Origin of the sequence: Pseudomonas sp. SWI7 (assembly GCF_006351945.1) — a bacterium.
Taxonomy (GTDB): Bacteria; Pseudomonadota; Gammaproteobacteria; order Pseudomonadales; family Pseudomonadaceae; genus Aquipseudomonas; species Aquipseudomonas fulva.
On the sequence record NZ_CP040930.1, the window covers coordinates 857,353 to 870,871 of the forward strand.

The 13,519-nt window shown below is 54.0% G+C and carries 10 protein-coding genes and 2 pseudogenes; 7 read left to right on the forward strand and 5 right to left on the reverse strand.

Translation table 11 applies throughout. The features are described 5' to 3' along the window. The first annotated feature begins 801 nt into the window (after positions 1-801). Together FH041_RS03780 and FH041_RS03785 are read left to right on the forward strand one after the other, a co-directional pair. On the forward strand, positions 802-1,854 hold the full coding sequence (locus FH041_RS03780) for a nucleoid-associated protein (protein ID WP_088523333.1): 1,053 nt from the start codon (positions 802-804) through the stop codon (positions 1,852-1,854). Further along, positions 1,823-3,412 carry a hypothetical protein gene (locus tag FH041_RS03785; protein ID WP_177438141.1) on the forward strand — a complete coding sequence of 530 codons (1,590 nt, stop codon included), beginning with the start codon at positions 1,823-1,825 and terminating at the stop codon, positions 3,410-3,412. Before FH041_RS03780 ends, FH041_RS03785 begins: the two co-directional genes overlap by 32 nt. 283 nt (positions 3,413-3,695) lie before the next feature. On the opposite strand, the gene FH041_RS03790 is transcribed toward FH041_RS03785, so the two are convergent. After that, positions 3,696-4,181: a hypothetical protein gene (locus FH041_RS03790; RefSeq protein WP_257225365.1), complete on the reverse strand. Its 486-nt coding sequence runs from the start codon at positions 4,179-4,181 to the stop codon at positions 3,696-3,698. 110 nt (positions 4,182-4,291) lie between these two features. Between FH041_RS03790 and FH041_RS03795 the strand changes: the two are divergent. After that, a pseudogene (locus FH041_RS03795) lies at positions 4,292-5,415 on the forward strand (sensor histidine kinase). Between the two features lie 26 nt (positions 5,416-5,441). Here FH041_RS03795 and FH041_RS03800 read toward each other — a convergent pair. Beyond that, a pseudogene (locus FH041_RS03800) lies at positions 5,442-6,400 on the reverse strand (IS66 family transposase); the annotation flags it as partial. A 173-nt stretch (positions 6,401-6,573) separates the two neighbouring features. Here FH041_RS03800 and FH041_RS03805 point away from each other — a divergent pair. From FH041_RS03805 to FH041_RS03820, 4 genes are all read left to right on the forward strand, one after another. Further along, positions 6,574-7,365 (forward strand): FAD-dependent oxidoreductase, encoded by a 792-nt coding sequence (locus FH041_RS03805; protein ID WP_218570365.1) that lies wholly within the window; start codon positions 6,574-6,576, stop codon positions 7,363-7,365. A gap of 763 nt (positions 7,366-8,128) precedes the next feature. Continuing rightward, positions 8,129-8,929, forward strand: coding sequence for a citryl-CoA lyase (locus FH041_RS03810; protein WP_088523332.1), 801 nt, complete (start codon positions 8,129-8,131; stop codon positions 8,927-8,929). A 56-nt stretch (positions 8,930-8,985) separates the two neighbouring features. Continuing rightward, positions 8,986-9,645, forward strand: coding sequence for a TetR/AcrR family transcriptional regulator (locus FH041_RS03815; protein WP_088523331.1), 660 nt, complete (start codon positions 8,986-8,988; stop codon positions 9,643-9,645). A gap of 66 nt (positions 9,646-9,711) precedes the next feature. Further along, entirely contained in the window at positions 9,712-10,557 is an 846-nt protein-coding gene (locus tag FH041_RS03820) for an ABC transporter substrate-binding protein (RefSeq protein ID WP_088523330.1), read from the forward strand. Positions 10,558-10,597: 40 nt separating this feature from the next. On the opposite strand, the gene FH041_RS03825 is transcribed toward FH041_RS03820, so the two are convergent. From FH041_RS03825 to FH041_RS03835, 3 genes are all read right to left on the reverse strand, one after another. Then, positions 10,598-11,206 carry a TetR/AcrR family transcriptional regulator gene (locus FH041_RS03825; protein ID WP_371921252.1) on the reverse strand — a complete coding sequence of 203 codons (609 nt, stop codon included), beginning with the start codon at positions 11,204-11,206 and terminating at the stop codon, positions 10,598-10,600. A gap of 38 nt (positions 11,207-11,244) precedes the next feature. Beyond that, positions 11,245-11,646 (reverse strand): thioesterase family protein, encoded by a 402-nt coding sequence (locus FH041_RS03830; protein WP_140174185.1) that lies wholly within the window; start codon positions 11,644-11,646, stop codon positions 11,245-11,247. A 277-nt stretch (positions 11,647-11,923) separates the two neighbouring features. Next, on the reverse strand, positions 11,924-13,504 hold the full coding sequence (locus FH041_RS03835; RefSeq protein ID WP_088523328.1) for an NAD(P)/FAD-dependent oxidoreductase: 1,581 nt from the start codon (positions 13,502-13,504) through the stop codon (positions 11,924-11,926). Positions 13,505-13,519 lie beyond the last annotated feature (15 nt).

The following is a 13,519-nucleotide window of genomic DNA, read 5'->3' on the forward strand; positions in this document are numbered from 1 at the left end:
TCCGGGTTTTAGTGTGTCCGCTATAAATCAATGGGCTAAAAGTCAGTCTCCCTTGCTTTATATTTTGTGCTATTAGATATCAAGCGGTTTTAAGAGCATTTAGATGGCGTGGGTGACGGGGGTAAGTAGGTAGAGTGCTTGACTTTATAATATCGCTCCGCTGGAAGCTCACCTTGCCGGTGGTTCTGCTGAGTTGCATCGCCATTCATAAATGGCGCAGTGTTAGAGCGAATTAGGCGTTTGAGGTTAGTTCTTGGTTAAAGCATGATGGCTTCACTCAGTATCTAATTCTTCAACCTATCTGACGATTTTCCAAGCCTTGACTCCTTGGTTAGGTGTTATTGGTTTCAATGATATTTCAATGACTCCTCTAACTATTTTCTGTTGATACGCAACCTTCCTTCATCGCTCACTCTTTCATCTATTCCGGGTCATGTGAATTAGCAGAGTTTCGTCCATTGATAAACTCAACACAGAAACTTGTAGCGTTTGAGTACAAATGTACTCTTTAATGGAGGAGCCAGGCGGTTGTGAAGATTTCTGGCAGCAAAAGCTGATCGGCGTTGCAGCTGTGGGATGGCCTTACGCTGCTTAAGTTGGCTAATGCACCCACAGCGTTGTTGTACTGGCCGCTGGCCATTCTTTCCGGATATGCTCCTGCCACAGCATCACATCCAGCCCTACGCGGAAATGGCCATCGGCTCTGCAGGCTGCAATTGATGCGTAATTGTCGTCTGGGCGCATGCCGAGGCGGGTGGTTCCTCTTCCTGCTTAGGACGGGGCGGATTCCATGGAGATGGCATGAGCTTTTTTTCAGACGAAGAGATTGATTCACTCAAGATCACACGGATGATCTTGCATGTAGTGGGTACCAAGGACTTCGCGGCCATGCCAGAGCGGGCTCTGGAGGAGGAAGCGTTCTTCATCGGCAAGATCGTAGACATGGCCACCGCGCCGGTCTTCATGTTCAAAGCGGTATCGGTGACCCGTAACGAGGTCGAGGCGATCGCAAGTGCGGACACGTCCTTCGTGGCCGGCGCTCAGGCCCTAGCCGCCAGTTTCAACCGTGCGCACGTGGGCGGCAGTGCTGATGGCGTTCTGTTGATGTTCGAGCTGTCGGTCGCAGACCCGGATGTGAAGATCTACAGCCTGATCAAGTACGACTACAAGCTTGCGTTGGAGCAGAACGACGGTGCTCCAGGAAAGAAGCTGCGGCGTATCGTGAATGCTTTGGTAGACGAGAAAAAGGCCATTCAGAAAACGGCACTGATTCGGGTGATCAGCGGGGTTGCCGACCAGAACATTTCGGCTACCGATCGCACCAAGCAAGGGGTGGATCTTGCCGACTACTTCGCCGATTTCTTGGCTGTGAGCAGAGCAGTCTCGGACACTGAGCTGAGCGAGATAACCCGCAAAGTCCTAAAGGCTGCACTGCAGACCTGCATTGAGCACCTGCCCGGTCAGGATATAGCCAAGGCGCTGCAGCGGGCCCAAGCCAACTTGGGCACTCGTCGACGCATTGATGAAGAGACGATCGTTGAGGCAGTGATGATGGCAGCGGGTCATCCTGAGGATGAGAAAATAGCCAACCGCCTGGAGCGTGAGACTCGGAGTCGTGTCAGGAAGAGCAAGCTTCACGAGCTGAGCTTCAAGCCCGACCGCCGGATCCTCCGTCAGCCCTACATGCGCAAGATCGTCACGGCTGAGGGCGTCACCATTCTCTTCCCTGATCGGAAGGAAAATCCCAACGTCCAGGTGATACAGCTCGACGGAGATAAGAAACAAATCATCGTCGATACAGATCGAGTCAAGGAGGACAGCGTTGTCACACCAAAGCCTGGCCAGCCTGATTAACGAGCTATCGCGCAAGCGTCAGGCCCTAATCACAGAGGGCAACCTTACCCTCATCGTTTCCGACCTATCAGCGGAAACTGCTCGGTCGATCAAGAAAGCCGCTGTCGATGCTGCCTGGTCATTCACGATTTACGACTGCGCGAGTAGCGAAACTGACGTCGATGACGAGGATGAAGATTTCGGGCCGTTCCGCGTTGAGCTGGAGAAACCACTTCCGGAAGACCATGTCCAGGAACAGGCCCTCTATGTGGCGACGGAAGTAGGCTTCAAGGCGTTCCTGGTCAATGGACACGCTGCTGCACGTTGGCACCTGCTTGGCCTCACTCAGCCTTTCAATACCAGAGCGAGGGCATATTGTGGTTGGGGTGAAGGGGGCGACTACACCGAATCACAGGCGACCAAGTCACCTCGGCTCCTGGTGAAAGAATCAGCGACCCTCCGCAAAGTACCGGAGGATGTGCGCCATTGGTTGCTCGCAGAAGGACACCATCTCGATGAGACTGATCCTTTACACATGCTCTGGGCAGGGCAGGCGTTCGGTGCTCTCAGCCGTTGCTTTGCGAACGAAATCGACACCAGTGGTAGCAAGCTCACTTTCAAAGGCCCGCCCAAGCTCAATCTGACAATCCCAGAGTCGATAGATGGGACTTCATCCATCTCGCTTACAGACTTCGAAGTTGTCCACGAAGCAGCGGCATGGGTGTTCGATAACGCGCGGGAAGCAGAGGTGAAGCACATCCTGCTGTCCGCCGAAATTGCGCGTTCCGGTCGGGCGGACGGGGAGGTACAGGAGTACTTCAGGGAGAACATGGCCGCTGCCTTGGACTGCGCGAGAATCGCTTATCAGATGGCGGTCTCGGAAATCACCAAAGACACCCTGAAGTCCCTGACAGATCTTCGTAAGGCCGTGACGGAGGAAACGTCGAAGGCCACAGACGCGACCCGGCAAGCAATCGCAGCGATCTCCACGGCGCTGACCGTTGGCCTGGGCCTGATCGCCGCGAGGCTCACATTGCAGATCAACCCGTACCTGATCTCGATCGTCATGGCGGTCGCAGTTGGATACACGGTACTGAACGTGATGTCGGGCCGTAAGTTCATCAACATCCAGCGAAAGCTTCGCAAGGACTGGCAGCCAAAGCTGTATCGCTTTTTGCCTGAAGGCGAATTCAAGAAAATGGTAGCGGATCCCATTGAGCAAGCCGAAGGGCTCTTCTACAAGGTGAGTCGTCTGGGTATTGCGATGCTTGGGGTCGCGGCCATGGGTATTTCCGTTTACGCCTTTACCTACAGCGCTCCTCCACCCTCATCGTCGACGTCTGTAGTTCCCCCGTCCCAAGTTTCAGCAGCTCCAACAGCCCCGCAGACGTCTGCCAGCGACACCGCGACTCAGCCTCAAATCAAGTCTCAGCCAGCCCCTGTTTCTCGGCCCGAAATTACACCGCAGCAAAAGCCGGCGTCTCAGCCTGAAATAATGCCTCAGCCTGAGATAAAGCCACAGCCAACCCCGGAGCTGAAAGAAACCGTCCCAAAAACGGGAGGCCCCGGTCAGGCTTGATCAGGGGGTTTTTCGCTGCGCGGTCAATGATGTATAGCCCAGAGAGGGTTGCGTGAAAGCCGACGAACTAAGCGCCAGGGGTTGATCACAAAAACGAAAAAAGCCCCATTAGGGGCTATCTCAACTCGTCACAAACATCCTGTTTGTAGCGCAACTCGACCCAGGCACATTGCAATGCTGTGTTGCTCGCTAGTTGAAGAGGGAACCGTGGGTGGATGGATTTACTGTATGCTCATACAGTGCCCGTGTCAACCACTTTGTCAGCAAGCTCTTTAAGGAATGTTCACCACTCTGCTGGTGCAAAGCTCAACATTTGCTCGGAAAAGTTCCCGAACAAAGGCAAGCGTCCGTGGAGTTCACCTCGGTATCCTGCTTGCGGCAACAACTCAACAATCGCCCCATGTAGAGAGTCGAGATGCACGGGTTTAGGCAAATATTTCGCATTTGGGCGCAGAAACCCAGGCGGAATCACAGTATTGCCGGACATAATAATTACGTGCAGATAAGGCCATCGAAACCAAATCGTTCGAACCAAGACCAAGCCATCGAGCCTGCCCGGCGTGCGCACGTCAGTGATGATCAAGGAAAACGATACCGTCCCCTCCAGTGCTATCAGCGCTTGATCGGCGGTGGGGCATTCGTCGACCACATGACCGAGGATCGTACAGCCTCCGCCATCAATGAGCGCAAAATTTTTTCGTCCTCGACCAGGAGTACATTTAGCGTCACGAAGAAGCTCCCAGAAGGAGCTGGACAGGATGTTAAGCAAGTTCCAAGTTTGTGCTGACCGGCTATGCCACCACCTATTTCCAGGACTAATCTTGAACCGCACGGCGGCGGCATCGGTATTCCCCTCTTCCAGCTAATTCAAGGACAACGATGAGACTGCACGAGTTCATCCTTAAGCACACCGAGCAAATATTGTCAGCTTGGGAGAGTTTTGCTCGAACTGTGGAAACCGCGTTGCCTGCGATGGACGCCAAAGGGCTGAGGAATCACGCTCAGCACATATTGACGACGGTAGCTGAGGATATGCAAAGGCTCAATCCGAGCGGCAGCAGCTCAAAAAATCCCATGGTCTTGGCCCAGTGACGGAGGGGGATGCACCCTCTCAGACGCATGCGATGACACGATTCGTCGCAGGATTTTCCATGGATCAGATGGTTTCAGAGTATCGGGCTCTTCGATCTAGCGTTCTCAGGCTGTGGCTGGCCAACCATCGGATGGACGCAGAGCACGATATGCAGGACATGATCCGCTTCAATGAAGCCATAGACCAAGCGCTAATCGAGTCTATTGCTACTTTTGGCCAGGCAGTTGAGTCCACACGCAAAACGGTTCTAGGGGTGTTAGGTCACGATCTACGCTCACCATTGGGCGCTGTGTTAATGGCCAGTGACCTGCTTCTCGGGAGCGAAAATCTGGCAGCCAGGGAAAAAAAGCTGGCAGCGCAGATTAACGCGAGTGTGCGTCGAGCTAACCACATGGTGGGCGACTTGCTCGATCTAGCTCGTAGTAATCTTGGAGGTGGCATACCCGTAAATCCGGAGGACGCTGACTTACGCGCCCTTTGCGCGTCTGTTGTAGGAGAGCTTCGTATCGGGTTTCCCCGCGCACAGATCATTACGAACGCAAGCGATGCAGTGACGGGGATGTACGACCCGGCCCGCATGGAACAGGTGTTCACTAACCTGATTAGTAACGCGGTTCGGCATGGGGATTTAGAGCAACCGATTAACGTGACATTGTCGCGGGGTGACGACGTTGAGGTTTTCAGCGTGCAGAATCGCGGCGAACTTATTCCCTCCAGTGTAATGCCCCATCTTTTCAATCCACACGCTCGATACTCAAGTTACGCTGCGAGAGAAAAAGGTGCGTCCGCTGGCCTCGGGTTAGGCCTATTCATTGCGGCGGAAATCGTCTCGGCCCACGGTGGAAAAATCGAGGTGGTGTCAACGGTTGAGCAGGGAACAGTATTCAAAGTGCTGCTACCGATTACCTAATGAGGTCTACACCATTCTGTAAGAGTCTACGGGCTACGCCAGCACGGCTGAACAGACGCCCACTTATGCGGCAACAGTTCGGTAATCTCACTCGCCCGCTGCGTCGGCAGGCGTGTAAGAACATCCTTAAGATAAACGTACGGATCATGACCGTCGAGCCGCGCCGACTGGATCAAACTCATGATCGCCACCGCGCGTTTACCGCTGCGTAATGAGCCCGCGAACAGCCAGTTCGAGCGTCCAAGGGCCCACGGGCGGATTTGGTTTTCAATCCAGTTGTTGTCGATGGGCACACCGCCATCATCTAGATAACGCGTCAGCGCTATCCAGCGTCTGAGGCTGTAATCCACGGCCTTGCCGATGGCCGATCCCTCAGGCACAAGCTGCCTCTGGGCGATCATCCAGGCATGAAGTGCGTCGATAATCGGCGCTGCCTTTTTCTGCCGTATTCGCTGTCGGACATCCGGCTTCAGCTCGCGGACTTCTCGTTCAACTTCGTACAAGGCCCCGATGTAGTGCAGCGCTTTCTCGGCAATCTGGCTTTTGTTGGTCACGTGCAGGTCGAAGAACTTGCGGCGTGCATGGGCCATGCAGCCGATCTCCGTGAGGCCCAGTTCAAAGCCTGCCTTGTAGCCAGCGAAGTCGTCGCAGACTAGCTTGCCGTTCCAGTGGCCCAGGAAGGCTCGGGCATGTTCACCAGCACGGCTCGGACTGAAGTCATAAACGACGGCAGCCAGATTGGAAAACTGGCTGGTGGCATAGGCCCAGACATAAGCACGATGAGTTTTCTTCGCGCCAGGTGTCCGCATTTGTACCGGCGTCTCGTCGGCGTGGACGAAGCCATGCGTCAGCACGGCTTCGCGCAGCGCATCAACAGCGGTTGTAATTGGACGCCGCAGTTGCCCACCCACTGCGCCAAGGTCGAGCCAGCAATCTACAGTCCGGCGCGGCCAAAGATTTTCTCTTGGCGATACAGCGGCATATGGCCACTCGTCCGCTCAAGCGTCACCCGGATACTCGAATAGATTGACAGGCCGGCTTTAGACCCAAATACTGACCGAAGGGTATGCAAAACAGTCTTCTGGGTATGTTCCGTTCTGGAGCTCCAGGAGGCCGATCGCGGGCCATACCGGCACTGGCAACCACGAGGTACACGCTGTGGATAAATACGTTGGACTGGATGTGCTCATCATCGGAGGAGGGGCTGTAGGGGTCTGCTCAGCCTACTTCCTGCAAAAGGCCGGTATGCGAGTCACCTTGATTGAACAATCAAGGGTAGGTCTCAAAGGGCCGCGCACCCCCTTCGTTGATTGCATCGGCGGCGGTGATAAGAGGTCAGAGCTTGCTAGGCGCGGAAGCGAGCTGGTGTCTCCCCTGTTCGAGGATCTTGGTTATAAAATGCGACTGGTGAGCCGGTTCTGCTTCACCTCTCAGTCGACGATCACGGCTCATAGTGTGCGGAAAGGCACCTTAGGTAATGAGCTTTCGATGCATGAAATGCTTATGGACTTGAGGAATGTCGTAAACGATCGGGGCGGGCGGATTTTTGAAGAGCTCGAAGTAACTGAGCTCATCATGGCTGACGATAAGGTCGTTGGTGCATCGACGCCCGTTGGCCAGTTCTTGGCAGATGAAACCATTATTGCTGCGGGCGTCCTCAGTTCCAAATTCGAAGGGTGCCTGAACCTTGATTTAAGGCTCAAAGAGGAGCGCATCGCCGCAGGCGATGATCTAGTAGATGTACCTGTTACACCTTATGGCAAACCTTACCTGGGACGTCCTGAAGGAATAAATGGCGCAATTGTAGCTGTCGGGCATGACGTGGACGCGATCTGCGCTATAGGAGTAGGGCAGATTGTTGCGGACTTGGTTTCCTCTCCAGTCGCGGGAGAAGGGTTCACATTGAAAAAAAGGATCACGGCACGAGATATACCTTGGGCTGGCGTTTGACTAGGGTCGTGCGCTTCACGGTTTAAATCAAGCTGCGCCAAGTTAAATCTCGTCTATAGTGCTGACGGCCCTGTAGGCGAGATTGATAATAAGGCACCTATAGTGCTAGTGCTATTTGCATGTCTTGGTTCAATAAGTCTGTGTGTAGGTTAATGGGCTTCCTTTTGAGTGTATAAGGGTTAGTGGATTCACAAACCTTTTTTGATTCCTAATGGTTTTATAAAATAGATGTGTGGGGACGCGCGCCTCGATTGGTATTGGCTTGATTCTTTCATATCCCAGGCGCTCAGCTCCCGGCAGTAATTGGCAATAAGCCAGAGAAGGTCTCATTCAATGAATGCATTTTCTCTGATTTAAGTTGGTCGTCCAGTCGGGATGCAATTCAATGATTGCCGGGATATTGTCGGCGGCTATGATCATGCACTTTCTTCGCTGGTCTTCAGTGCTACCGATACCTACGGCGATGATAGGTATGGCATCGGAGGGCTCGCGCTTGTATTTCCGGCCTCGCACGGGGAGGAAAAAATGGATTGGGGAGTTATCGCCGTAGCAGTGAGAACTCCACGCCATCGCTCTGGAAGTGGGCCTAGGGGAGGGGCGAGCCGCTAGGCCTGGCCAGTGACGTCACCGAGCTAGGGTGATGCCATAAAGACCCGTAAATCATTTTTACGTACCCGCTGGACAAAAAAAAGTACCTGGAATACAGTCGAGTCATCGGGCCGTCTCGGTGGATGGCACGGGCAACATTCCATAGGAACCAGCAATGACTACAGAAAAACGGTATTGGAGCACCTCGGTTAGCGACGTCGAGGAGTCCGCTGTCTACATCCGGGGCTATGACCTGGGCGATTTGATCGGGAAGCTGAGCTTCGCTTCGGCGACCTATCTGCTGATCCGTGGTCGCCTGCCGAATGCCGGCGAGTCCAAGATGATCGATGGCATTCTCTGCTCGGTCTTGGATTACGCGTTGAAAAAGCCTGGTACTGCGGCTGCCCGCTTCTGCGTTTCCAGCAACCCGAGCATGGTCGCGGGTTTGGCCACCGCAGTTTTGTCGGCTGGTGAGTATTCGCTGGCCCCTGATCAAACTGGCAACTTCCTGAACGCTACCTTCTCGCCAGACGTAAACGACTTCGAGGCCTCGGCCAATGCCTTGGTAGAAGGTATGCGTGCGCGCAAGGAGCGCGTTCCAGGGCTGGGCCACCCGGTCTTCCGATTTACCGACCCGCGAGCCCAGCAACTCAAGGCTCTGGCTGTTGAAACCGGTGTATGGGGCGATATCTGCGAATGGTATGAGGCGGTGCACAAGGCCTTTATCACTCAAGCCAACAAGCCCGAAATCGTGATCAACGAGGTCGGCATGATGGGTGCGATTTTGGCTCAGATGGGCTTTACCCCAGCAGAGATGACTGGCCTGGCAGTGATTTCCACTATGCCAGGTGTGGTCGCACACATTTCTGAGGAGCTGCAGAGCAAAGTTCGCATTCGCGCGATCAGCGACAGTGAGGTCGACTACGCTCGCGACCGCCGTAACTTTGCGGAAGATCTGGCAAAAAGCGGGCTTTGACGTTTACTGCTGCCGCTCCCAGTGAGCGGCGGCATTTCATAGTAACTTCTTAGTTTATGTACAACGGCATCCTGTTGTACGAGGTTGGTGGTATCAATATGGGAAGTCTTGCCAGTTCGTTCGCCACCAATGCCAATATTGATAGCGGCTCGTGCAAGTCGGTAGCTGTACGGCGCACCGCATTGGAATTATTTGCGACTAAAGGGTTTCAGTCTGTCAGCCTCCGGCAGCTCGCCGATGCTGTGGGAATCCAGGCTGGCTCTTTGTACAACCACATTGAGAGCAAACAAACTCTTTTGTTTGATTTCATTGAGGAGCTCGACTCGTTGTTGTTACATGCGATCACGCAGGAACTCAAAAGTCGCCGCAATGCTATCAGTGCGCTCGAAGCCTTCGTCAAAACATACATGACCATTGCGCTTGAAAATCGCTCCCTTTATGTGTTGTCGCGACGTGAAACCTGCAATCTCTTGGCTGAACAGCAGGCAGATATCAACCGAATTCGAGTTCGAGTTGTCGAGCTCTTGTCTGGCGTTATCGCTTTAGGTCGAACGAGGGGCGTCTTTCATGCCCAAGATGACCGCATGACTGCAGGGACGATTTGCGCCACTTTGGATGGGGCGCTCACCAAGGAGTGGGGAAGCGACGTTTGCGTCGCCTCTCTGGTCAAGCAGATCCAGAAGTTCGTACTTCAAGCCGTTTTGAGCAAGCAGTAGTTTACGCGAGCGAAGCTTTGCTGAAGCTCACGTTCCCTCGGTTAATTCATAAAGCTAGGTGACACGATGAAAAATAATAGCATCAAAGGTCTGCTGGGCATGGGCGCTTCGGTTCTGGCACTAGCCATTTCGGCTTCTGCGGTGGCGGAGGAGTGCAAACCTCTGTATACCTTCAAAACCATCACGCCTGGCGAGTTGACCGTGACTTCGGTAGTGCTCCCGCCGTTTGCCTATGATGATCAGGCCCGTCGATTCAGCGGGGTCGACGGGGAAATTGTTCAGCAGATCGCAAAGGACAGCTGCCTGAAGGTCAATCACATCGTCACCGATTCTGCCGCTTCGATTCAGTACGTCGTGGCCTCTCGATCCGACATCTCCGTCGGCGCTTGGTATCGCACCTTCGAACGCTCCAAGGTCATGGGTATCTCCGACCCAGTGTATTTGGAGCAGACCGCCATTTACTCGCGTGATGGCGCCGATACGTTCGATCAGCTCAAGGATCGCAAGGTTGGCACTGTGACTGGCTACCTTTGGGTTCCGGAGTTGAAGAAACTCTACGGTAACAAGCTTTCTCTCTATCCGAACGCTGTGGCGCTTTCTCAGGATCTGAACAGTGGCCGAATCGACGCTGCGGTCAACACCTATGCAATCGGCGCTGAAAGTCAGAAGAAGGGCGGTGTCGGCAAGGACATTCAGATCAAGGTCGCGAAGCCGGACGAAAAGGTGAAGTCTTCAGTGTATCCGGCACAAACGGCGTTTATCTACAACAAGGGCAATCCTGAGCTGGGCGCCGCGATTAACGCAACCATCAAAAGCTTGCGCGAGTCGGGCAAGCTGGCGAGCCTGCTGACTGACCAGGGTCTGAGAGCAGATGGCGCGGACGTGGGAGAGCCCCGTTACGCCGACCAGTAAGTGTGTTGAAACAAAAAGCGCCTCTTGTGAGGCGCTTTTTTTATGTTCGGTAACCGCCGGCCATCATGTCGACGTAGGTCTCAGCAATCTCCTGCGCACTCATCTTGCCATTCTCATCGAACCAAGTGTGCAGCCAGTTACACATGCCTAGGAACCCGCTCACTGCAATGTGTGTGGGCACTGGTTTGAAAAAGCCTTCCTCCACACCGCGCTGATAAACGCCCTCGATCATCTTATCGTATTCGCGCTTACGCTTGCGAATGACCAGGCGTTGCGACTCTTCAAGCTCGCTCTCGTCGCGGAAGTAGATCGCCGTCCAATCTTTGCGCTGCATCACGTTCAGTGCGTGCTGGCACAAGATCTTCTTGAGGGTCTCATCAGTCGGCAGGCCTTCCTGCAAAATTCCCACGATCGTGTCTTCGTAGCACTGGTGCATGCGATTGAAGATCTGCCACAAGATCTCATTTTTGTTTTTAAAATAGTAGTAAACGACCGACTTCGTATAGCCTAGGCTGGCAGCAACATCATTGATGGTGATGGCGCGGAACCCTTTATCAGCGAACAGGGTAGCTGCAGATGCAAGGATTTCATCCTGGACGTAGGCTTGTTTTTTTTGCTTTAGTTGGTCGCGCAAATCGACAGTATTCAAGGTAACCACCTGGATAGAGGTTTAAGATCGCTAGGCAGTTAGATTCTGCTCACGGCTGCTTCTTTGATGTCACTCGGTATGGACTTTGAAGTCCGCTGCTCCAGATCGAAATAGACCGACGTCATTTGGATTTCTGCGCACAGCTCATCCTTGGCGCTGTACATCTGATGACGAGTGACAATGGAAGAGTTGCCGACTTTTTCGACAGTGCTCGCCACCTTGAACAGGTCACCGACCTTCAATTCAGCTCTGTAATCAATTTCGTATCGAACATCTGCCCAGCCTTCCTTGCGCTCGAAGCGCCAATCGGCGTTATAGCCCAACGAGTGGATCAGGTGCCAGAAGGCCTGGTCGAACGCTGCAACATAATACTGCACGGTCATATGTCCCATTGCATCCGTTTGCGCAGGGTAAACAACACCTCTGTACGTGATTTCCATTCAGTCATCCACTCGGTTCTGGCGTGCGATAGAGAGCGACTGAAGTGGTACTTCACGCTCATTGGTTGTCCATTGTCAGTTTTATAGACCGATACGTCAAATTTTTTATCTTTCTAGTCTGGTGCCCGTAAGCCCGCGTTTGTGGGGTCGTGGGCGTCCAAAGGGGTCTAATGTCCGAGCAGAATAGCCGGTAGGGAAGGGCGGGGAAGGAAGCGGCGGAGCAGAGGTGATGGTGCAAAGCCCCCTCCAACATGCAGAGGGGGAATCCACACCGCGATTAGATTTCGCTAAGAATAACCTGCGCAGCATTGTGGCCAGGAACACCGGTGACACCACCACCGGGGTGAGTCGATGCACCACATTGATACAGCCCAGCGATCGGCGAGCGATAGTCTGCGTAATGGGCGATAGGCCGACGGAAGAAAATCTGGTCGATGCTCAACTCACCATGGTGAACGTGCCCGTCTGGAAGGTCGAACATTGCCTCCAGGTCAGAGGGCACGAGAACTTGTTTATGTAAGACAAGTTCGCGGAAACCAGGTGCATAGCGTTCAATCTGATTGACTACGATGTCGAACAACTCTTCCTTGGTCGTTTCGTCCCAAGGCCTGCCATCTCGAAGCGCGTAAGGCACATGACCGCCTAGTAGGCTCAAGGTGTGTTTGCCTGCAGGGGCTGCGGTCGGATCGAACACGCTTGGGGTCAAAATCCACATGTAGGGATGCTTGGCCATCTCACCGTGCTGGGCCGACTCGTACGCAGTCTGCAGTTCTTCTAGATTTTCCGCGATCGTGATTGAGCCGGGAGTCTGGTTATCCGAAGCCTTAAGGCCCTGCCACCTGGGCAGGCCGGACAGCGCCATGTTGATCTTGAAGGTGCTCGCTTTGGTGCGAATTCGTTTCACGGCATCAATGACTGCCGGCGGCAAATCTTGAGGTTTGAGCAAGCGCAAGAACAGGGTTTTTGCGTTCGCATTGCTGACAACAGCCTTGGCGTGGATGACCTCACCATTATCGAGGCGTACGCCTACGGCGCGTTTGTCTTTGACAACGATCTCTTTCACGGGAGCGCTGCAGCGGATAGTGACACCGTGATCCAGGCATGCTTGCTTAACCGCGTTGGCCAAAGCGCCCATACCGCCTTTGACCAGGCCGCCTGGGCCGGCCTTAGTGGTGCCGTCGCGAAGATAGGGTCGAGCGAGCACATAGGCAGTGCCAGGAACCATCGGGCCAATGTTGCCGCCGCTGCCAGAGGTGTAGCACCCAAACATTGTGAGCACTTGAGGGCTCTCGAACCAACGGCGGAGGAAGTCGTGGCAGCTCAGCGTCAGCAGATCCCAGATGTCGTAAAACATCGGGCCTGCCGCTTTCATACGCCACAACAGGGCGGCTGATTTGGTCAGGTCTTTTACCTTGCCCGTCGCGATATCAACAGGCACCTCAAACAGCAGCTTGCGAAGATGGCCCACCAGTTTCTTCATGTGCTCTACATAAGCCGGGTAGACGTCAGCGTCCTTGTCTGAGTATCGGCGGATTTCGGCGCACATCCGGTCTACGTCTGCCCAATGTGTGACGACTGAGCCATCTTGGAATGGATGAATACCGGGAGGGGTCGGAATCACTTCGACGCCGTATTTGGGCAGGTCAAGGTCAAGCATGATTTTGGGCTGCATCAACGACATCCAATAGGATGCAACCGAAAGGTGGAAGCCGGGCCACAGTTCTTCCGTGAGGGCTGCTCCGCCTACGATATTACGTCTTTCGACCACACAGACCTTTTTCCCAGCTTTGGCCAGGTACGCAGCGCATACCAGGCCGTTATGGCCGGCGCCGACAATCACAGCATCGAATTGAGACATTCTGGCAGCTCGCTT

What these genes read in the sequence shown, in the direction of transcription:
- FH041_RS03835 (WP_088523328.1), bottom strand. Translation starts at nt 13,504, where the DNA reads ATGTCTCAATTCGATGCTGTGATTGTCGGCGCCGGCCATAACGGCCTG.
- FH041_RS03820 (WP_088523330.1), top strand. Translation starts at nt 9,712, where the DNA reads ATGAAAAATAATAGCATCAAAGGTCTGCTGGGCATGGGCGCTTCGGTT.
- FH041_RS03815 (WP_088523331.1), top strand. Translation starts at nt 8,986, where the DNA reads ATGTACAACGGCATCCTGTTGTACGAGGTTGGTGGTATCAATATGGGA.
- FH041_RS03830 (WP_140174185.1), bottom strand. Translation starts at nt 11,646, where the DNA reads ATGGAAATCACGTACAGAGGTGTTGTTTACCCTGCGCAAACGGATGCA.
- FH041_RS03780 (WP_088523333.1), top strand. Translation starts at nt 802, where the DNA reads ATGAGCTTTTTTTCAGACGAAGAGATTGATTCACTCAAGATCACACGG.
- FH041_RS03810 (WP_088523332.1), top strand. Translation starts at nt 8,129, where the DNA reads ATGACTACAGAAAAACGGTATTGGAGCACCTCGGTTAGCGACGTCGAG.